The following is a 20,494-nucleotide window of genomic DNA, read 5'->3' on the forward strand; positions in this document are numbered from 1 at the left end:
TTATCCTTTCAGCTTTAAATATTTATAGATTTCAAGGGCCGCTTGCTTGCCTACGAGAGGAACTTCCATTAGTTCTTCTACACTCGCCTTTTTCATGTTGGCAATAGTCTTAAAGTGAGCATATAAATTGGCTTTTGTTTTCTCACCTACACCCTTTATATTGTCAAGCTCAGATTTTTTCATAGTTTTTCTCATAAGTGACCTATGATAATTTATAGCAAATCTGTGAGCTTCTTCTTGGATTTCATAGATTAACTTATAAACTGGATCACGTCTTTTGATTGGAATCTCTTCATTATTATAAATAATAGCCCTTGTGGTATGCTTGTCATCTTTCACAAGACCAGCGACTTTTATATTCATATCAAGATCATTAAGGACTTTATTCGCAATAGATACCTGACCCTTGCCACCATCCATCAAGATAAGGTCAGGAAGTCTGCCAAATCCAGTATGGGTATTGCCCTTAGCTATATCCTTTTTAGCATTATTAAGCCTTCTAGTTAAGACTTCTTCAAGTGAAGCATAGTCATTTGGTCCTTCTACTGTTTTTATCTTAAATTTTCTATATTCCTTTGGTGCCTGAACACCATTTTCAAACACAACCATAGAACCAACTGATTGGACCCCAGAAGTATTAGATATATCATAGGCTTCAATCCTATTAATCCTATCAATCTTCAGTATTTCTTTTAGCTGGCTAAGGCCGCTAGATTTATTGCGTTCTTTTTGATCAAGGCGTTTCTCATATTTAACCCTCATATCATGGGCATTTCTAGCTGCCATATTTATTAGTTCAAATTTCCTGCCGAGTTTTGGCTGAGAAATAGCTACCTTTGAACCTTTTTTCTGATTTAAGTATTCATTTATTGATTCCAATTCATTAGGTAGGGATCCGACTAAAATTTCCTTAGGTATATAAAGGATATCTAAGTAAAATTGCTTTAGGAATGAAGACATAATTTCTGCCTCACTATCAGCATATTCATTTTTTATTACAAAATGTTCTCTGTCAACAATCTGGCCCTTTCTCATGAAAAATACCTGCATGATGATTGTTGAAATGCCCTTAGACATAGCAATTATATCTATATCTTCGCCTGTAGTTTCTGTTACAAATTGTTTTTCAGAAATTACTGATAAAGCCCTATACCAATCCCTATATTTAGCTGCCATCTCAAAGTTTAGTTTTGAACTTTCCTCATTCATTAGAGAAAGAACTTTATCAGGTATGGTCCTATCCTTATGGTCTAAAAATCGCCTCACATCATCCATAGCCTGAAGGTATCTAGTCTCATCTTCCTTGTCTATACAAGGTCCCTTGCATCTTTTTATAAAATAATTAAGGCATGGCCTATCTAGTCTTTGACCCTTGTCAAAGTTAAGATTGCAAGTCCTAAAGGGATAATATAGGTTAAATAAATCTATAGCATCATTTACAGCATAGGCATCTGGATAGGGACCGAAATAATCTGCCCCATCCTTTTTAACCTGTCTTACCTTTTGAATTCTGGGAAATTTTTCTCTAGTAATCTTGATATATGGATATTGCTTGTCATCTCTTAGGACAATATTATATTTAGGTCTATTTTTCTTTATTAAGTTAGATTCAAGAACTAAGGCTTCGACTTCATTTTGAACAATGATATATTCGAAGTCTTGAATATGGCTAACCATAGCAAGGACTTTGGCTCCCTTGTTCTTGTTGTTATCAAAGTATTGCCTAACCCTTCTTTTTAGAGAAATGGCCTTGCCGACATAGATTATGTCACCTTCAGCATTTCTCATTATATAAACACCGGGTTTGTCAGGTAATTCCTTGAGTTTTTCCCTTAATCTTTTGCTTGTCAAATTTCCTTACATCTCTCCTTCAAATATTCTAAATCATCACCTTCTAAATGTGGACTTAGAAGTTCATAACATTTTTTATTATAGGCATTTAGCCAATCAATCTCTTCACTTGTTAGCATAGAAATCTTTATTGGTCTGGTATCAATTGGAACAATTGTTAAACTTTCAAATTCTAAAAATGATCCAAATTCGTTTTCAAAGGTCTTTTTAACATAGGCTTCATTTTCTATTCTAATGCCGTGAGAATCTTCTATATAAAGACCTGGCTCAATTGATGTGGTCATATTTTCTACAAATTCCACCCTATTTTTCTCTGAAATAGCTTGTGGCCCTTCGTGAACTGTAAGGACATAACCTACTCCATGACCTGTTCCGTGGAAGAAGTCCTTGCCGGCCTTCCATAGAGGGTATTTTGCTAAAGCATCAAGCCTATCACCTCTGGTTTTATTTTTAAACTTAGCCAAGAATAGAGCTAAAAATGATTTTAGTACGAGTGTATAGTCGATTTTTTCATCTTCTTTTAAAGTTCCTAGGGCTATTGTTCTTGTAATGTCAGTTGTACCTTCCTTATAATGTCCGCCTGAATCTACTAGGATCATGCCAAGGTTTTCTATTGTCTTTGAACCTGTAACAGATGGAGCATAGTGGACAATTGCAGCATTTTCCTTATAGCCTGCAATGGTTTCAAAAGAATCTTCGATAAAGGATTCATTTTCAGCTCTTAAGTCATGAAGTTTTTTGCTAGCCACAAGCTCATTAAGACTGCCTGTCTTAGCACCGATTTCAAGCCAATTAAAGAATTTAACAAGACTTACCCCATCGTAGATATAGGCTTTCTTGATATTCTCTATTTCCTTGTCTGTCTTAATAGCCTTCATATAGGTTGTAAAGTTAGTTCCTTGGCCAATCTTTACGTTCGCATTTATTGAATCATAAATGGAGACATTTGTTCTATTTGGATCTAAGTAAATCCTGTTTTTTCCTTCAATATTTTTAAGGAGTTGGTAAATATATCCATATGAATAAATTGTGATTCCATTTTCTTCCAAGTAAGATTTAACATCACTATCTAGCTTATCTTCATCAATACATAGATAGGCCTTCTCTTCAGAGATCAGCATATAAGATAAAACTACTGGATTGTAATCTACATCATTACCCCTTATATTTAATAAGTAACAAATATCTTCTGGACTTCCAATAAAGGTGTAATTGTAGCCTTGACTTTGCATTTTTTCTCTTAGGATGCTTAATTTTTCAGAAAGGCTTTGGCCTGAATATTTTTCTTCATGAATCCAAACCTTATCCTTTGGTAAAGTAGGCCTATCTTGCCAGATTTTTGATATATAGTCAAGGTCTGATACCAATACCCTAGCACCCATATTTTCAGAAAGCTCCTTATAGCCTGTGACAGAATAACACTGGCCATCAAAGCCTATTTTGCCAAATTCTGGAATATTAGCATCCAAATATTCTAATAGACTTGGATATCCTTCCACCCCCATTTTCATTAGCTCAAATTCAGAGTTGGCTAGCTCTTTATTTGCTTGCAAGAAATATCTTGAATCTGTCCATAATTTCGCTTCTTTAAGGGTAACAACAGCAGTTCCTGCAGAACCAGTAAAGCCTGAGATAAATTCTCTAGTCTTGTAATGATCAGCCAAATACTCTGATTGGTGAGGATCTGATGTTGGAATGATATAGGCATCAATCTTCCTATCTTGCATCATTTTTCTTAATTTTTCTATTCTACTATTTGTATTCATAAAATCTCCTTATGATTAAATACATTTGCTTATAGTAATACTTTATCCTTATTTATGATAATTGCTATTTCTATTGTAATAGAGATGACAGATAATAAGGACTCATTACAATTGATTTTTTCTTTAAATCCATTATAATATTATCGTTATAAAAATAAGAGTAAAGAGAGTGTGAATAAGATGAAACTTGGAATAGTCGGCCTACCTAATGTTGGTAAATCAACATTATTTAATGCCATTACAAAAGCAGGTGCCCTAGTGGCAAATTATCCTTTCGCTACAATAGATCCAAATGTGGGACTTGTAAATGTACCTGATGAAAGATTAGAAGCCTTATCAAAAATTTCTAATTCAAAAAGAATCCTACCAGCAGTAGTAGAATTCTACGATATAGCTGGCCTTGTAAAAGGTGCTAGTAAGGGTGAAGGTTTGGGTAATAAATTTTTATCAAATATCAGGGAAACTGATGCAATAGTAGAAGTTTTAAGATGCTTTGATGACCCAAATATAACCCACGTTGATGGATCAGTAGATCCCCTACGTGATATAGAAACAATCAATCTAGAATTAATCTTAGCTGACCTTGAACTTGTAGATAAGGTTCTTGAAAAGAAAAGAAAAGTAGCAAGGGCTGATAAGTCAGCCAGAGCTGAGGTTGAAGTTTTAGAAAAAATCGTCGAAGTCCTTGAAGCAGGAAAGTCCGCAAGGATCCTAGAACTCAATGATGAGGAGAAAAAACTTCTAAGATCCTACCAACTCCTATCAACCAAACCAATAATTTATGTATGCAATGTCAATGAAGATGATGCAGCAAATGATGGTGAAGGCAATCCATATGTTGAAAAGGTAAGAGAATTTGCTAAGACAGAAAATGCTGAAGTATCAGTTGTATCTGCAAAAATTGAACAAGAAATCTCAGAACTTGATACAGAAGAAGAAAGAGAAGAATTCCTTGCAATGATTGGTCTTGAAGAATCTGGTACAGATAAGGTTATAAAGGACTCCTACAAGACCCTAAATCTAATTTCCTTCCTAACAACAGGTGAAATGGAAACCCGTGCTTGGACAATTACAAAGGGTACAAAAGCTGTAGATGCAGCTGGTAAAATCCATACAGATATCTCAAGAGGCTTCATCATGGCTGATATCATTTCTTTCGAAGACCTAATAGAAGCAGGCTCAGTCAACCACGCCAAGGAAATGGGTAAGCTCCGCATGGAAGGCAAGGAATATATCATGCAAGATGGCGATGTAGTAAACTTTAAATTCAACGTATAATGTATAGAAATATGAAAAAACAAGGAAAATTGATAGTTCATACAGGCTCAATGTTTTCTGGCAAGACAACCTCCCTTTGGAGAGAGCTCTATAGGATGAACATTGCAAACTACAAGGTTGTCGCTTTTAAACCATCAATAGATGATAGAGATGGAGACAAGCAAATAGTAACTCACGATAACTTAAGTCTTGATGCCATAAAAGTAGAAGATTTAAATGATATCCTAAGTTATGCAAAAGACCACGAGATAGATGCTATAGGTATTGATGAGTTGCAATTTTTCCCAAATGATCCTAGCGAAGTAGTAGATATATTTAATAAGCTAATGGCTATGAATATCACAATCGTTGTATCAGGTCTTGATATGGACTATAAAACTAGACCATTTGAGATTATAAAAGAGATTATGCCCCTAGCTGATGAGCTTATAAAACACCATGCCATTTGTGCTTCTTGTGGTGAAGATGCTTGGGCATCTTATAGAAAATCAAGCGATGATTCAAGGATACAAATAGGAGCCCAAAACCTATATGAACCCCTTTGCAGATCATGTTATAATGACAAGATGAAAGAAAGAGAAAAAATTAAAAACCAAATTTCTATCGAAGAAATCAAATAAAAAAAGTCCTAGCTATTTTTATAAAAATCAGCTAGGACTTTCTTATCTAATTATATATTATTCTTAAAATCAAGAGCCTTCTTTTTAAGTTCTTCAAACTCTTTTTTTGTTAATCCAAACTCACCGAATGTAATTAATTCAGGATTATGATAGTCACTTCCCCCGCTCTTTAATAAATTGAATTTTTCGGCAAATTCTTGAGTTAGAGGATAATCCTCGGCCTTCATTTTTGAATGATTAATTTCTATACCTTTAAGTCCATAAGAAACATACTTCTCAATTTCAGAGTAATTATGGTATTGACATGGATGTGCTATTATAGGGATTCCTCCATCTTTCAAAATAGCTTCTATTCCCTCTTTTACATCAATATAACCCATTTTCATATCTGTTTCTTTACTAGTTTTTGATGCAAATAATTCTTTATACCTCTGTGGAGTCATTTCTTCCGGATATTTTTCTTTCAAGGCTTGGAAAATATTCATCTTAAAAACTATAGAATAAGGAGAAAATTTCTTAGCGTCTTGGTAACTTATATCATAGCCTTGTTTTCTAAGCTTTTCTATAAGTTCCTTATGGTATTCATTTCTACAGTGTAAGGTATGGTTACAGAGCCTTTCTATATTTGGAGTTTCATCATTTAGCCAAAGACCAACCACATGCACTTTTTTATAAACATCAAAATCGTAGCAGCTCATCTCTACACCCTTTATAATTTTCATGTCATATTTTTTTCCGTATTTGTAAATCTCATCATAATGATTTACAGTGTCATGGTCGGTTATAGCAATCACTTTTAAACCATGGTCTTTAGCATCTTTTATAACATCTTCTATATCACATACACCATCAGAATGATTTGTATGCATATGCAAATCTGCGTATTTCATTTTTCAACTCCCAACAAAACATCTTCAAAATTAACTTTTCCATTTTTCTCGATTTCAAATTTTTTATAAAAATCGGAATTAGTTACGACTATTATTACATCATCATCATAGCCAGCATTATTTATAGTTTCTAGATCAAACTTAATTAAATCATCACCTTTTTTAACCTTTGACCCTTGCTCAACTAATACTTTAAATCCTTCTCCTTTAAGGTTTACAGTGTCGATACCTATGTGAATCAAAACTTCCATGCCATTATCACATCTTAAACATATGGCGTGTCCTGAATCAAATATCGCTGTTACTTCTGCGTTTTCTGGGGACTTTAGAAGACCCTTACTAGGTTTAATAGCAAGTCCATCCCCCATTACCTTGCTTGAAAAAGTGCTATCATCTACATCTTCAATATTTTTAACTGTCCCTTCGCAAGGAGAGTAAAGTACTACATCTTTTGTTTCAATGATTGAACTCTTTTCTTTTTCTTTATTTTCTTCATCAGCAAAATCAGAATCATCGAAGCCAATAATTAATGTAGCAATGAATGTTACAACTGATGCTATTATCATGGTTAAAATAGCCATTAAAAAGAAATTTTCTTCTTTTGATACCCACATAGCTAGGGATAGGATACCTGGTGTTACATATATAAATGCTTTAAGTTTTACAAGACCTGCAAAAATACCTGCTACAAAAGCTCCTATCATTGCTGCATACATAGGTTTTTTTAGTTTTAAATTAACACCATACATAGCCGGCTCTGTAATACCACCAAGAAATGCTGTAACAGATGATGAAAAAGCCAGTGATTTAAGATTCTTATTTTTGGTCTTTACAGATACTGCTAAGGAAGCAGCAGCTTGACTCATATTTGAACAAAGAGCAACTACTCTTATAACTGGATCAAATCCTTGTTCTGCAACAAGTGCTATAGAAATTGGGCTTAAGGCCTTGTGGACTCCTACAGATACTAGCCATGGATATACGGCAGCTAATATTGCTATTGCAAACATTCCTACCTTATCATATAAAAACATTGAACCCTTGGCGACAAAGGATGAAATAAAGTTCCCTATTGGAGCAATTACTACAAATGTTAAAGGCATCATGATTAATGCTATTAGTAATGGTTCAGCAAATACTTTAACCATATCTGGAACAATTTTTTTGACATATTTCTCTACATATGACATTATCCAGACACCCATAAGGGCAGGCACTAAGCTTGATGTGTATTTAACTAAAGGAACGCTAATTCCTAAAAACTTAAATACTTCTCCTTCCTTAACAATATCCATCCAAACAGGATTTACCAAGCACAAACCAAGAAAAGCACCAAGGTATTGGTTCGTATTGAATCTTTTAGCAGCTGAAAACCCAATAAAGGCAGGCATAAAATAAAAACCTGTGTCAAATATAAATTTGAGCATGATATAGGTTTGGGAATCTTCAGCAAGAATTCCACTTAAACTTAAGACTAAAAGAAGAACTTTACCTATACCAACACCAGCTAATAATGGAATTACTGGAGCAATAGATCCTGTAATAGCACTTAATACTTTATCTACAAGGGACCTATCATCCTTTGTTGTTGTATCTTTTGCTGCCTTAATATTTAAATTATTTGCTATTTCTTGATACACCTTGTCAACATCATTTCCTATAACTAATTGATATTGACCTGATTTTTTAACAAGAGTTAAAACTTCATTTAAGGCCTGAACTTTTTCATCATTAGCCTTTGCTTCATCCACCAACTCAAACCTAAGTCTTGTAGAACAATGGACTACAGACCTAATATTTTCTTTTCCACCAACATATTCTATAATATTTTTTGCTAATTTTTCGTATTTCATATTTACCTCCAATTTTTTATAATTGAAAGTTTAGCCAACTTAATGTAACTACCTAACTAGATATTTATTTCCCCTCTTTTTCCTCCTTTATATCGCTTATTACTTGTGATATATGAATTGTTAAATACAAAACTTCCTCATCATCTAATACATAATCAAAAGAATTATATACAAAGTCTTTTATTTTTATAGTACATTGATAAGCCTCAATATACCTATCTTTAATCAATGGTAGCAAATCATTTTTTAATGATAATTTTTTATGTTTATCATCTGATAAAATCCTCAAACTGAAAAATCTAAGATGCCTTAAAAACCTTTGGTAATAAAAACTTTCAACATTATAATTAACTTTGAAAAAGAATTTTACAATATTTAAAATATTTTGAACCAACTTTGTTGATTTATAGAAATCTTCTATATCATCACCATTTTCAGATACAACTATGTGCATAGCTATAAAGCCAGCTTCATCTTCCGACATCTTTACAGAAAACAACGATTCTATAATATTCAAAGCTTCAAGACCAAGACTGTATTCATCAGGATAAAAGTTTTCTATTTCAAACAAAAGCTTATTTTTTAAATGAAGACCATCCTTGTATCTAGCTATAGCCATATACAAATGGTCTGTTAATGACAAATAGATACTATCTGCCAAATCTTTCCCAAGTCTTTGACTAGCTCTATTTATAATCATCTGAGACAATTCTAAATATTCTTCAGGTATATCCTCTAAGAGTTTAACAAGTTGATTGTTTTTCTTATTACCTTCTAGAACAAAAATCTTTTGAATTTTACTATCGTCAATCTTATCTCCAACTTTTTTACTAAAGCCGACGCCCTTACCCATAACGATTACTTCTTTTTTGGAAGCATCTTCGGATATTATAGAATTATTATTGAGTACTTTTCTAACTAAAATTTCTACCACCACCTTAAAAATAAAAAAACCTATCCCAAAAAATACTTGGGATAGGTTTTGCGGAATTTCCTAACAATCCATATCTATAATTATAATACTCCACCAAAGCCTAATTTCAATAGTTAATTAAAAATTATATTTTTCTTTATAATTTTCAATAAATTCTAGGTCACTCTCATCTAAAGAGTACTTGCTTTGGTCAGTGATAATTTCTGGTCCATCTTCATGGATTATAAGTTGGTGTTCAAATTGACTAACCTTTGAACCATCAACTGTCCTTGCTGTCCAGCCATTATCATCTAGCTTCATATGCCAATCTCCAATAGCAATCATTGGTTCAATCGTAAATACCATACCTGCTTGAATTCTTGGCCCACGTCCAGCTATTCCATAATGAGGGACTTGTGGGTCTTCGTGCATTTCCTTGCCAATACCATGGCCTATAAAGTCTCTTATTACAGAAAATCCATTTTCACCTTCTACATATGCTTGGATAGCAGCTCCAATATCGCCTATCCTATTGCCAGGTACAGCTACTTTAATAGCCCTATTTAGGGATTCGAGGTTTACATCTACTAGCTTTTGATCTTCCTCGCTCATCTTACCGATTGTATAAGTCCAGCAAGAGTCAGCAAGCCCTCCATCTAGGTTTACAACATTATCTATTGATAAGATGTCTCCTTCTTTTAAGGGCCTATCTGTAGGATAACCGTGGCAGATTTCATCATTTACAGATGTGCAAAGGGTAAAAGGAAACCCACTATATCCTAGCTGAGCAGGGATAGCCTTACAATGGTCTATGATAAATTTATTAGCAAATTTATCTAACTCCAGGGTTGTCCTTCCCTCTTTTATAACTTTTCTTAGGGCTAGGTGGGTTTTACACAAAATTTCCGCAGCAGCCCTCATCTTTTCAAATTGTTTTTCATTGTATATTCTAATCAATATATCACTCTCCTTAAAAAAGGACGCCAAAGCGTCCTTATCTTATAGTCTTTTACTTGCTATATAGACGTATTCGTCATTATTTATTTTAGGTTCTATTTCCCAATTTGAACCCATTGAGATAGATTCTCCTAGTTTGTCTATATAATACATTATTATACCTGCATCTAGTAGGTTAACATCTCCCTTGTAGTCTTTGATGTATAGATTTATCAAATCATCTACAACTACAAATCTCCAAGGTTGGGCATTGTAGGCTGATGGTGCAAATCTAGCATAAGCAAATACATCTTCTAGGCCTCTTTGCTCTAAGTCTTCGTTTGTAGCAGGATTTCCTAACCTATCCATGTAGACAAATTCACCTATTCCAAGTCTATCATCAAATTGGTGTTCTCTAACACTTTCATCTACTGGATAGCCAACTGCTAGTAATAGATTTAAGTGGCCACCATCATAGTTAAAGATAGATTTTTTCACTTCAGGATCTACATCACTTACTGTAATCCAGCAAGTTCCAAGTCCTAAAGCATTTAGCTTTGTAATTAATTCTTCTACTCCATAAGCTCCTTTTACAAGTGAAGCTGGATTATCATTTAGAGTATTTAGTGCAAGATAGGCTGGTGCCTTAATCATTACTCCCCTATAGCCAGCTAGGCCATCAAGAGCCTTATAAACGCTTTCTCCATCGCTCTGTACTATAAAGGCTAGGTCATCCTTACCTAACTTTACTATTTCCTCATCTACCATCTTGTAAACTTTTTCTAATGTTACTTCATCAAGTTTAGTGTCTTTGAAATCTCTTGTTGAAGTTCTTGATTTTAAAAATTGTGTTGTAAGCATATTTTCCCCCATATTATTATTCTACTTCTATTGTATCACATTTTAAAAAAATTAAATATGGTAAAATAATAATATGAACTTAACTAGCATACAAAAAAAGGCAGCAGAATTTAAGGATGGACCTTGTCTAGTCCTTGCAGTGCCTGGCGCAGGCAAGACTACCATGCTTTTAGAAAGGATTAAAATTTTATCAAAAAATATTGATTCTAAAAAAATTTTAACCCTAACTTTTTCCAAAACCCAATCACAAGATATGAAAAATCGTTTTGGAACAAACGATAGCAACTTCATGACAATCCATGCCTTTTGCTACCTGATAATAAGAAATTACCTAAAAAAATATAATAGAGAATTAAGACTAATAGAAGCAAGTGATTCCTACAATAAATACCACCTTGTTAGAGATATTTACAAAAGTATCAATAATAATAAAAAACTATCGAGAGAGGATGTCGAAACTTTTTTTACAGAAACATCCTACATGAAAAACGCACTTTTGGACCAAACTTACCTGGATAAGGTAAGAATAAAAAATATCAAAGAAATATATAATGAGTACGAAAGATTTAAAAAAGAAAATCATTTTATAGATTTTGATGATATGCAATTGATAGCCCTAAAGCTTCTTGAAGAAAATCCAAGACTCTTAAGGTCGATTCAAAGAAAATACCAATATTTCCAACTTGATGAAGGCCAAGATAGCTCGATTTTACAATTTAAAATCCTTAAGATGATAGTTTCACAAAATAATAATTTGATGGTAGTAGCAGATGATGACCAATCCATCTATTCTTTTAGGGCAGCTGAGCCTGACTATCTTTTAAATTTTAAAACCTACTACCCTGATTCAGAAATCATCATCATGGATGAAAATCACAGGTCAAGTGCTAATATTTCCAGCCTTGCCAATCAATTTATAAAGCTTAATAAAAATAGGTATCAAAAAGATATTATATCTAATAAAGAAAAGGGAGAAAAAATTGTAATCAAATACCTTAAAGATTTTAAGGATGAATATGACTTTATTATAAAAAATCTTGATCCAAATAAGACTAATGCAATTCTTTTTAGAAATAATATTTCAGCTATTAATCTTATTTCATTCTTACTAGAAGATGACATAGACTTTACTATCAGTGAAGATTTCCTTAAATTTTTTGAATCTCAAATTATAGAAGATATCTTCGATGTAATAAGATTTTCTGAAGATTTTAATGATACTGAGGCTTTTACAAATATCTATTATAAGATATCAACCTACCTTAAAAAATCTGAGATAGAAGGACTAGCAAATAAACCAGCTAGGCTGGATGTATTTTCTTACTTTTACGATATCCTAGATTATGACAGAAGAGAAAGTTTATATGAGATTGAAAAAAAGCTAAAACACATCAGAAAATTACCATTAGATAGGAAGATAGCTTATATTTATAACTACCTAGCCTACAAAAAATATGCTTCGCTTAGGTCAAACAAATTTGCAGAAGAAAATATGAACAAGGACTTATTTATAGAGTCACTCACCAACTTTTCTAGAGGTCTTAATAATATAAGTGACTTTTATAAAAAAATTGACCTGGTCAAGGATAAGATAAAATTCACCTTTGGAAACCCTCTAATTCTTACGACTATTCATAAGTCCAAGGGCCTTGAATATGACAGGGTATTTATAATCGATATGGTTAAGAACGAATTTCCTATGGTAAATTATGACGAAAATCCTGATGTGGCTATAGAAGAAGAAAGAAGAGTCTTTTATGTAGCCATGACAAGAGCCAAGGAATCTCTATTTATTCTAACAATTAAAAAAAGAAATGGTAAAAAAGCTCTGCCTTCAGAGTTTTTTAGCCAAGTTTATCAAATAAATAAAACTGCTAGATGACAAAAATTGCCACTAGCAGTTTTATATTCATATAATCTTTAGTTATTTCACTTATCCGCCTTGTTTATGGTAAGAATCTTACCTACAAGATACAAGGACCCACACCATACTATTAGATCATTATCTCCTGCATAAGACTTTGCATAAGCATAGGCATCTTCGATATTTTCTATAATCTTAATATCTTTTACAAAGTCACAAGCTTCATTTTTTATAGACTCAGTATCAAGTGCTCTTGGGTTATCATCTATATAGGTAATCACAAGCTTGTCAGCCAATTTCCCTATTTTTTCTATGATATATTTATGGTCCTTATCTCCCAAAACTGAAAACCCTATGATTAATTTATCATAGGAAAATTTAGATAGACTTTCTATTAGGGCATCTATAGATTCCTTGTTATGGCTGCCATCTACGAGGATTCTTGGCTTATCATTTATTAGTTCAAGTCTACCAGGATTATAAGCTTCAAATATTCCACCTTCTATATCTTGTTCACTAAGACTAAATTTATCCTTCAGACCATCTATGGCAAGTAAGGATAGGCAGGCATTTAGGATTTGATGACTTCCCCTAAGACTAGTCTTTATATGGTGGTCTCTAAAATCAAATTCATTACCAGATATGTCAGATTTTAAAATTTCTATGTCATTTTGATCTAGGATATGAAGCTTAGCGTTCTTGATCTCTGCTACATCCCTTATGAGATCCATGGCCTCATCTTTTTGAGGATAAACAAATACTGGTACTTCTTCTTTAATGATGCCTGCCTTATTATAGGCAATTTCTCCCAAAGTATCACCTAAGATATTTGTATGATCCATAGATATAGATGTAATAAGGCAAGCAAGGGGCTTTTTAATGACATTTGTAGAATCAAATATGCCGCCAAGACCTACTTCAATAACAGCTACATCCACCCCTTGATCATAAAAATATAAGAACATCATAGCTGTGATAAATTCAAAATAGGTCACATGATGACCTTCTTCATCAAGTTTATCTACAAAGATTTTTATCCTGTCTACATATTTCATGAAATCTTTCTTTGTAATATCGACTCCATTTATAGATATTTCTTCTGTTATATCTTCCATATAAGGAGAGGTAAAAATACCGCACTTATATTTCTTTCCCAAAACACTTGCAAGCATTTTTGCTGTTGATCCCTTACCATTTGTACCTGCTATATGAATAGTTTGTATCTTATCTTGGGGATTGTCTAGTAGGTCCATAAGCATCTTAATCTTATCTAAGCCTGGCTTGCCATTAGACCCTCCCCTTCCATACAAATAATCTAAATAATCATCAAAACTTTTCATTATTCCTCCAAAAATTCTTATAAGTTTATTCTACCTTATGTTATAATTAAGACAGGAGTTTTTATGAAAAGAATACATATTATCGATAGCCTTAGAGGCTTTACCATTATTTCAATGGTTTTATTCCATTTATTTTATAATATAAATTATTACTGGAGACTAGGATTTTATGACGGGACAATATTTAATAAAATCTGGCAATTATCAATTGCTATGTCATTTTTCCTAATTTCAGGCATAACTTCAAATTTTCTCACAAGAAAGAAAAACCTAGTAAGAGGTATTAAGACAAGCCTTTTAGGTTTTGCCATAAGCCTTATCACTTATGTTTTTGCCAAAGAACAGCTAATAATCTGGGGAGTTTTAAATGGGCTTGGTCTTTGCATGATTATAGGTGGACTTTTAAAAGATAAGCTCAGTCAAAAATTGTGGCCAATTTTTATCTTACTCTTTGCCTTTACCTATAAAATACCAAGTGCAAGTCTTTATAAGATTGGCTTTTTCAAGGCTCTTTATGATAGGAATTTATTTTTCCTAGGCTTTCCATCTTTAGAATTTTATTCAAACGACTACTTCCCACTTCTTCCGTGGATTTTCGCCTATTTGGCAGGTCTTTCTTTGGGAGCTTATCTGATTGATAAAAATTTCTTCTCATATAGAGGAAGAGAAAATATTTTAGCAAAAATTGGTAAATATTCCATGCCAATTTATATTATCCATCAAATAATTCTATATCCTTTGGTCACCGTCATATATAGTATGACCTTATAGCCTTTAGAATGTTAAAATAATTAAATACTACATGAATTGTATTTTTTATAATTACAGGTATATTTGCTTTCAATGGAGGAAAAATTATGGACTACATAAAAAATTACAAAAGATCTTATCCAACTTCTTATAAAATACTTGCCGTAATCCTGCTTATCTTACTTTTCTATAAATTTGGATATGTAATTGGAAAGTTTGTTGCAAAGATGGGATTTTAATTAAATGTCTCATTAACTAATGCACAACTAAAAAAGACGTTTAGAATAGTTTCCTATCCTAAACGTCTTTTTTAGTTAAATTTAATTTCGTAATCTTCAATAAGTGGATTAATCTTTAATATTTCTTCAATAGCTGTCTTTGTTTTTTTGTCAGCTTCTTCCAAAAATCCCTTTTCAATTAATTCTTTTTCTGTCTTTTTCATTTCATCTTTTCTAAAATCTGAAAAATCATTTAGCTTTAATTGGTTAAAGATAGATTCTCTTTCATCAAAGATTGTTAGAGAATCTTCATCTATGAAGTTGTTTAAAATCTTAGCCTTAGGCATTTTTACAGTTATCTTTTCATTCTTTTCATCTACTTTAACATCAATCTCATCCAAATTTACACCAGCATTTACTTCCCCGTCATAAGAGATGATAAATTTCTTTTCAGTTAAAGGTATTTTCATACCGTAAAACTCTGTTTGATTTTCAAAAGCCCCTACATTTGTATATTTATATTTAAGTGTTGTAAGCTCTTTTACTGACATTATTTGATTCTTTATAAGATCTGAAGAAATCTTTGTTTCATTTTTGATATTTGCCTTCATGCCAAAGAACCAGGCAGCAAAGACAAGGACCAAAATCCCTAAAAATCCGTAAACTATTCTACTGTTTTTAAATTTTCTTAATTTATTTTTTGAACTTGTCATCTAATCTCCTTAAATTATTCTTTTAAAAAATTATACCTTAAGTTTAAAAAAATCAAATTATTTAAAGCTAGCCTTAAGATAATAAATAGGCATATTTTTGTTTCTAAACTTCCTCTCGTATTCGCTGACTATGGATTTACTTTCATCTAAATCCCTATCTGTTTCAAGAATTTCCATGCCAAATTCTTCCATATAGGATATAGAATCGTCAAAAAAGGCTTCATTATCTGTTTTTAGTTCAATTTCTCCCTTTTCCTTGCAAATTTTCTCGTATAATTTTAAAAAATTGGCGTGAGAAAGTCTCCTTTTGTGGTGACGTGTTTTTGGCCAAGGTGTTGAAAAGTTTAGATAAATCTTTGCAAGTTCACCTTCATCAAACATATCTAGCAATTCTTCTGCCTTACCCACTATCCCATAAACATTTGTTAACTCTTCATTTTCTATCTTTCTGCAGGCAACTACAAAGGCATTTGTATTCATCTCAAGGGCCAGGTAATTATAATCTGGATTAGAACTTGCCTTGCCCACTATAAAATCACCTCTGCCTGCTCCTATCTCAAGAGCGATTGGCTTGTCATTTCCAAATAGTTCTTTCCACTTGCCCTTATGGTTTTCCGGGTCAAATATAATGTATTTACTTTCCTTCATTGTTGGTATAGCATTTGCTTTGTGTCTTAGTCTCATATATCTCCTCAATAAAAAATTCTAGCAAAGACTTGCCCGCTAGAATTTATATTTCTTTCCTATCTCCCCAAAAACTTGCACCCAGTGTGCCAGGTCCTAGGTGAGATCCTATTGTTGTTCCAATTTCGTATATTTTTATATCATAGCCTTCAAATTTTTCACTCAAGGTCACTCTTAACTCTTCTGCATCCTCGTGTAAGTGAGTATGAACTATGAAGATTTCCTTAGGTAAGGATGAGTCCTTAGCTATATGGTTTTTGATTTGCCCTATAAGTGCCTTGGTGGCCTTTTTCTTGGTTCTTATCTTATCCCTTACTAATAGCTTTCCTTCAAGGTTTACTTCTATAAGTGGGCAAATGTTTAACAAATTTCCAAAAGAACCTGCTGCCTTTGAAAGTCTACCTCCCCTAACAAGATAGGTTAAATCACTTGTGAAAAACCAACCGTGCACATATTCTCTTTTTTCCTTGGCAAGGTCATAGACTTCTTCAATAGACAAACCAGATTTTCTAAGCTCATTTAAATATAAGACCAGAAGTCCTTGACAAGCTGTGGCAGTAAGAGAATCTACTAGGTAAATTTTCCTCTCAGGATACTTCTCCTTTAGCATATCGACAGCCATTAGGGCCTGGTTATATTCGCCGGTAATACCAGAAGACAGGGTTAGATGAAGTATGTCCTTATCTTCTTTTAAAAGATTTTCAAAATATTCTATGTAAGATGAGTAGGTTATCTGACTGGTCTTAGTCATTGCACCATCCTTCATTGCTTCATAGAAGTCATTAAAGGAAATACTTTCGCCGAAGTCTTCCTTATAATTTTTACCATCTATTTCATAATTAAAGGCAATCCATCTGATATCTTCCCTATCTAAAATTTCTTTATTTATATCAACAGTCGATGTTGCACTCAGTATAAAATCACTCATATAATTCCTCTCATAATATAAATAATATCATACTTTCAAATAAAATAAATTCAATTTCTTATATATTTTCTATCAATCAAATATGAAATTACAAAAGCAAGAAGAGCTGGTATTATCCAGGCAAAACCTATTTTAAAACCTGGAAGAGTATTTTCTCCAAAAGTTAAGATAGCCTTTAAAAATTCAATGTTCTTAACTGGATCAGGCAGAGCTTTAATAAAGTCAAGTAGGGCAAATAAGCTTGTTACGCCTAGAGTAATTTGGTAAACTCTCATTCTCTTACCCATATAAATTGATAGGATTGATAAGCTAATTAGGACAATTGATATTGGATAGATAAACATCAAGACTGGCACAGATAAGGATATTATCTGTTTTAGGCCAAGATTTGCTACCAAAAATGATAGGCCAGTAAAGATGTAACAATACTGCTTATAAGAAATATTTAGCTTAAACATATCTTCAAACATCTCAGAACAGGCTGATACAAGACCAATAGCTGTCTTTAGGCAAGCTATAAATACTATAACTGATAAAATCAAGTGGCCAAGCCCTCCAAGATAATGGCTGGAAATTTTTGCTAAAATTACAGCTCCATTTTCAAAATCATCCATAATATTTGCACTTCCTGCCCCCATAAAGGCAAGACCTGCGTATATTATAGACATGGCTATTAGACAAACTAGACCTGATTTTAGGGTCTCAAAGGCCATAGATTTCTTGTCACTTACTCCCAAGTTTTTGATGTTTGATATAATTATAATTGCAAAAGCAAGGCCTGCTGGTGCATCTAAGGTATTATAACCATCTACAAAACCTGCAGCAAAAGGTGATACTAAGTACTTTGGAGCAGCTCCTTTAGCCCCAATAGGACCCATTGGTTTAAATATTGATAGGACCAATAAAAGGGACAATAAGATTAAAAAAATTGGGGTCATATACTTACCTATGGTATCGATTAGGCTTGCCTTTTTAATTGAAAAGAACAAGACTGCCAAGAAAAATACCACAGAAAATATAAAAAGACCGACAGGATTATAAAAACTCTTAAAGCCTTCAAATATGACCTCATAGGAGGTAGTTGCTGTTCTTGGTATAGCAAAACCTGGACCTATGGCTAGGTATAAGAGTGTGGTGAAAAAATAAGCAAACTTCTTGCCTGCTCCCTTTGATAGGTCAAACAAGCTTTCACTATCACTTGCAGCTGTTGCTACGACCGCAAGGATTGGCAAACTTACTGCTGATGCCAAAAATCCAATTGTTACTGGAAATAAATTAGCTCCCGACCTCTGGCCTATTTCTAGGGGGAAAATCAAGTTTCCCGCCCCAAAAAATAAGCCAAAAAGTAAGGAACCAATCAATAAATTTTCTGATAATTTTAATTTCTTTCTCATATTAATTCCTTTATTTTGTTAATATGATACATCAATTCACAAAATAATCAATCAATTTATAAGCTTTCTACATATTTTTTAACATCAGGACCAACTAAAATTTCTCCATCATCCTTAAAAAGAATTGGTCTTTTGACAAGCATGCCATCAGTTGCCAAAAGATCATATTTTTCGTCAAGACTCATCTCTTTAAGCTTATCCTTTAGATTCATCTGCCTATAAATTTGGCCTGAAGTATTGAAAAATCTCTTGATATCGTAGTCTGTAGCCTCATGCCACTTCTTAAGTTCATCCCTAGTCGGATTATCTTCCTTAATATCTCTTAATTCATACTCTACATTCTTCTCATCAAGCATTTTTAGTATACCCTTGCATGTAGAACACCTATTATAACAAATTATTTTCATTTATTTCCTCCCAAATATTTCATAATCACACTAACCATTAGGCTTGGCCCATAGATTATGGCATCTTCATTAAATTTGGCCTTGGCGTTGTGAAGTGGATAAACTGTTTGATCATCTACCTTACAACCTACCATCATCATAACAGCTGGCACATTTTTTGCTACATTTGCAAAATCATCTGAAGCTGTAACCGCCTCAGCCTTATCAGAATAATAAAAGTCAGGATTTTCTTCCTTGATTTCCTTTAAGACTTCTACTATATCATCTACCATCCCTTCATCATTTATAATAGCAGGCACATCTGATAGAATTTCAAAGCTTGCTTTCCCCCTAAAGGCCTTTGCTATATGATCAGCAATTTCAGGAATCCTAGCCTTGATATGATCCTTGCTTTTTTGTGAATAGGTTCTTGTTGTGCCTTCAATTATCGCCTTGTCTGGGATAATATTTGGGGCATTGCCAGCACTTATGTGGCCTGTAGTAAGGACAGCGCCCTCCCTAAAGGATATTTCTCTAGATACCAAAACTTGAAGAGCATTTACAATTTGTGCTGCAATAAAGGCTGCGTCTACCCCTTTTTCTGGCATAGCTCCATGGGCCCCATAGCCTTCTACCTCTATCCTAAAGTTGTTATTGGATGTAGCCATCTCACCTTTTTTGATATAAAGTCCAGGTGCAAGAGTTGTATCCATATGAACCATCATAGCCTTTTCAACCTTTGGATTTTCAAGTATTCCTGCATCTATCATCTTCTGACTTCCAGCAAGAAGCTCTTCTGCTGGTTGGAACATTAGTTTAACTACTCCATTTATCTTGTCTTCATTTTCCTTAAGAAGCTTAGCTGTTCCTAAAAGCATGGCTGTATGAAAATCGTGGCCGCATAAGTGACCATTTTCATTTTTGCTCTTACAAGCCACATCTGCTTCTTCTTTAATTGGAAGGGCATCCATATCAGCCCTTAATAGTATGCACCTATCCCCCTTACCAATTGTTGCAAGGACTCCTGATTCAATCGGTTTAGAATATTTAATTCCCATCTTATCAAGCTCATCTGTGACAAGTTTGATAGTATTAGTCATCTCAAATCCTATCTCAGGATTTTCGTGAAGCTTTCTCCTAATTTCTATTAAATAGTCTTTTATCTCTTGTGATTTTTTATAAAAATTCATAATAACTTCCTTATATAATGTATTTAGGTTGTTAAAGGTAACCTATAATCCTTTATCGA

General features: G+C 33.2%; 19 protein-coding genes. 5 read left to right on the forward strand and 14 right to left on the reverse strand.

Features of this window, described 5'->3' with window-relative positions; translation table 11 throughout:
* Nucleotides 1-1,851 (reverse strand): excinuclease ABC subunit UvrC, encoded by a 1,851-nt coding sequence (uvrC, locus tag RRB46_RS05855; protein ID WP_311537825.1) that lies wholly within the window; start codon nt 1,849-1,851, stop codon nt 1-3.
* Nucleotides 1,848-3,617 carry an aminopeptidase P family protein gene (locus RRB46_RS05860; protein WP_311537826.1) on the reverse strand — a complete coding sequence of 590 codons (1,770 nt, stop codon included), beginning with the start codon at nt 3,615-3,617 and terminating at the stop codon, nt 1,848-1,850. Before RRB46_RS05860 ends, uvrC begins: the two co-directional genes overlap by 4 nt.
* 180 nt (nt 3,618-3,797) lie before the next feature.
* Between RRB46_RS05860 and ychF the strand changes: the two genes are divergently transcribed.
* Both ychF and RRB46_RS05870 read left to right on the forward strand, forming a co-directional pair.
* Nucleotides 3,798-4,895, forward strand: coding sequence for a redox-regulated ATPase YchF (ychF, locus tag RRB46_RS05865; RefSeq protein ID WP_311537827.1), 1,098 nt, complete (start codon nt 3,798-3,800; stop codon nt 4,893-4,895).
* 11 nt (nt 4,896-4,906) lie between these two features.
* The gene (locus RRB46_RS05870) at nt 4,907-5,515 is read left to right on the forward strand and encodes a thymidine kinase (protein ID WP_311537828.1); all 609 of its coding nucleotides are present in this window, start codon (nt 4,907-4,909) and stop codon (nt 5,513-5,515) included.
* 50 nt (nt 5,516-5,565) lie between these two features.
* Here RRB46_RS05870 and RRB46_RS05875 read toward each other — a convergent pair whose 3' ends face one another.
* The 5 genes from RRB46_RS05875 to RRB46_RS05895 form a co-directional block, all read right to left on the reverse strand.
* Nucleotides 5,566-6,405 carry a PHP domain-containing protein gene (locus RRB46_RS05875; protein ID WP_311537829.1) on the reverse strand — a complete coding sequence of 280 codons (840 nt, stop codon included), beginning with the start codon at nt 6,403-6,405 and terminating at the stop codon, nt 5,566-5,568.
* Entirely contained in the window at nt 6,402-8,258 is a 1,857-nt protein-coding gene (locus RRB46_RS05880) for a beta-glucoside-specific PTS transporter subunit IIABC (RefSeq protein ID WP_311537830.1), read from the reverse strand. The genes RRB46_RS05875 and RRB46_RS05880 overlap by 4 nt, the downstream gene beginning before the upstream one ends.
* Before the next feature lie 64 nt (nt 8,259-8,322).
* The gene (gene licT / locus RRB46_RS05885; RefSeq protein ID WP_311537831.1) at nt 8,323-9,192 is read right to left on the reverse strand and encodes a BglG family transcription antiterminator LicT; all 870 of its coding nucleotides are present in this window, start codon (nt 9,190-9,192) and stop codon (nt 8,323-8,325) included.
* A 117-nt stretch (nt 9,193-9,309) separates the two neighbouring features.
* Entirely contained in the window at nt 9,310-10,128 is an 819-nt protein-coding gene (gene map / locus RRB46_RS05890) for a type I methionyl aminopeptidase (RefSeq protein ID WP_311537832.1), read from the reverse strand.
* Nucleotides 10,129-10,170: 42 nt separating this feature from the next.
* Complete coding sequence (locus tag RRB46_RS05895) at nt 10,171-10,968, reverse strand: nitroreductase family protein (protein WP_311537833.1); 798 nt, start codon at nt 10,966-10,968, stop codon at nt 10,171-10,173.
* 73 nt (nt 10,969-11,041) lie between these two features.
* Here RRB46_RS05895 and RRB46_RS05900 point away from each other — a divergent pair, with 73 nt between their 5' ends.
* Nucleotides 11,042-12,850 (forward strand): ATP-dependent helicase, encoded by a 1,809-nt coding sequence (locus RRB46_RS05900; protein ID WP_311537834.1) that lies wholly within the window; start codon nt 11,042-11,044, stop codon nt 12,848-12,850.
* Between the two features lie 47 nt (nt 12,851-12,897).
* Here the strand turns inward: RRB46_RS05900 and RRB46_RS05905 are convergent, their stop codons facing one another.
* Nucleotides 12,898-14,172, reverse strand: a complete 1,275-nt coding sequence (locus tag RRB46_RS05905) for a folylpolyglutamate synthase/dihydrofolate synthase family protein (RefSeq protein ID WP_311537835.1) — start codon at nt 14,170-14,172, stop codon at nt 12,898-12,900.
* Between the two features lie 63 nt (nt 14,173-14,235).
* On the opposite strand from RRB46_RS05905, the gene RRB46_RS05910 reads away from it, so the two are divergent.
* Together RRB46_RS05910 and RRB46_RS05915 are read left to right on the forward strand one after the other, a co-directional pair.
* Nucleotides 14,236-14,943: a heparan-alpha-glucosaminide N-acetyltransferase domain-containing protein gene (locus tag RRB46_RS05910; protein WP_296126749.1), complete on the forward strand. Its 708-nt coding sequence runs from the start codon at nt 14,236-14,238 to the stop codon at nt 14,941-14,943.
* Between the two features lie 86 nt (nt 14,944-15,029).
* Nucleotides 15,030-15,161 (forward strand): glycerol-3-phosphate transporter, encoded by a 132-nt coding sequence (locus RRB46_RS05915; protein WP_296126751.1) that lies wholly within the window; start codon nt 15,030-15,032, stop codon nt 15,159-15,161.
* A gap of 71 nt (nt 15,162-15,232) precedes the next feature.
* Here the strand turns inward: RRB46_RS05915 and RRB46_RS05920 are convergent, their stop codons facing one another.
* Genes RRB46_RS05920 through RRB46_RS05945 form a run of 6 tightly spaced genes read right to left on the reverse strand, consistent with a single transcriptional unit; the run spans nt 15,233 to nt 20,435 of the window.
* Nucleotides 15,233-15,853 (reverse strand): DUF4230 domain-containing protein, encoded by a 621-nt coding sequence (locus RRB46_RS05920; protein WP_296126753.1) that lies wholly within the window; start codon nt 15,851-15,853, stop codon nt 15,233-15,235.
* 57 nt (nt 15,854-15,910) lie between these two features.
* Nucleotides 15,911-16,537, reverse strand: a complete 627-nt coding sequence (trmB, locus tag RRB46_RS05925) for a tRNA (guanosine(46)-N7)-methyltransferase TrmB (RefSeq protein ID WP_296126755.1) — start codon at nt 16,535-16,537, stop codon at nt 15,911-15,913.
* Nucleotides 16,538-16,583: 46 nt separating this feature from the next.
* Nucleotides 16,584-17,465: a DegV family protein gene (locus RRB46_RS05930; protein WP_296126757.1), complete on the reverse strand. Its 882-nt coding sequence runs from the start codon at nt 17,463-17,465 to the stop codon at nt 16,584-16,586.
* Between the two features lie 50 nt (nt 17,466-17,515).
* Nucleotides 17,516-18,859, reverse strand: a complete 1,344-nt coding sequence (gene brnQ / locus RRB46_RS05935) for a branched-chain amino acid transport system II carrier protein (RefSeq protein WP_311537836.1) — start codon at nt 18,857-18,859, stop codon at nt 17,516-17,518.
* A 56-nt stretch (nt 18,860-18,915) separates the two neighbouring features.
* Nucleotides 18,916-19,266, reverse strand: a complete 351-nt coding sequence (locus RRB46_RS05940; protein WP_265236330.1) for a Spx/MgsR family RNA polymerase-binding regulatory protein — start codon at nt 19,264-19,266, stop codon at nt 18,916-18,918.
* Nucleotides 19,263-20,435 (reverse strand): M20 family metallopeptidase, encoded by a 1,173-nt coding sequence (locus tag RRB46_RS05945; RefSeq protein WP_311537837.1) that lies wholly within the window; start codon nt 20,433-20,435, stop codon nt 19,263-19,265. The genes RRB46_RS05940 and RRB46_RS05945 overlap by 4 nt, the downstream gene beginning before the upstream one ends.
* Nucleotides 20,436-20,494 lie beyond the last annotated feature (59 nt).

Origin of the sequence: uncultured Anaerococcus sp. (assembly GCF_963512375.1) — a bacterium.
GTDB lineage: Bacteria > Bacillota > Clostridia > Tissierellales > Peptoniphilaceae > Anaerococcus.

Bases quoted from the DNA above. Each gene is read 5' to 3' on its own strand.
- RRB46_RS05860 (WP_311537826.1), bottom strand. From the start codon at position 3,617: ATGAATACAAATAGTAGAATAGAAAAATTAAGAAAAATGATGCAAGAT.
- ychF (WP_311537827.1), top strand. From the start codon at position 3,798: ATGAAACTTGGAATAGTCGGCCTACCTAATGTTGGTAAATCAACATTA.
- RRB46_RS05870 (WP_311537828.1), top strand. From the start codon at position 4,907: ATGAAAAAACAAGGAAAATTGATAGTTCATACAGGCTCAATGTTTTCT.
- RRB46_RS05875 (WP_311537829.1), bottom strand. From the start codon at position 6,405: ATGAAATACGCAGATTTGCATATGCATACAAATCATTCTGATGGTGTA.
- RRB46_RS05880 (WP_311537830.1), bottom strand. From the start codon at position 8,258: ATGAAATACGAAAAATTAGCAAAAAATATTATAGAATATGTTGGTGGA.
- RRB46_RS05895 (WP_311537833.1), bottom strand. From the start codon at position 10,968: ATGCTTACAACACAATTTTTAAAATCAAGAACTTCAACAAGAGATTTC.
- RRB46_RS05900 (WP_311537834.1), top strand. From the start codon at position 11,042: ATGAACTTAACTAGCATACAAAAAAAGGCAGCAGAATTTAAGGATGGA.
- RRB46_RS05905 (WP_311537835.1), bottom strand. From the start codon at position 14,172: ATGAAAAGTTTTGATGATTATTTAGATTATTTGTATGGAAGGGGAGGG.
- RRB46_RS05910 (WP_296126749.1), top strand. From the start codon at position 14,236: ATGAAAAGAATACATATTATCGATAGCCTTAGAGGCTTTACCATTATT.
- RRB46_RS05915 (WP_296126751.1), top strand. From the start codon at position 15,030: ATGGACTACATAAAAAATTACAAAAGATCTTATCCAACTTCTTATAAA.
- RRB46_RS05920 (WP_296126753.1), bottom strand. From the start codon at position 15,853: ATGACAAGTTCAAAAAATAAATTAAGAAAATTTAAAAACAGTAGAATA.
- trmB (WP_296126755.1), bottom strand. From the start codon at position 16,537: ATGAGACTAAGACACAAAGCAAATGCTATACCAACAATGAAGGAAAGT.
- RRB46_RS05930 (WP_296126757.1), bottom strand. From the start codon at position 17,465: ATGAGTGATTTTATACTGAGTGCAACATCGACTGTTGATATAAATAAA.
- brnQ (WP_311537836.1), bottom strand. From the start codon at position 18,859: ATGAGAAAGAAATTAAAATTATCAGAAAATTTATTGATTGGTTCCTTA.
- RRB46_RS05940 (WP_265236330.1), bottom strand. From the start codon at position 19,266: ATGAAAATAATTTGTTATAATAGGTGTTCTACATGCAAGGGTATACTA.
- RRB46_RS05945 (WP_311537837.1), bottom strand. From the start codon at position 20,435: ATGAATTTTTATAAAAAATCACAAGAGATAAAAGACTATTTAATAGAA.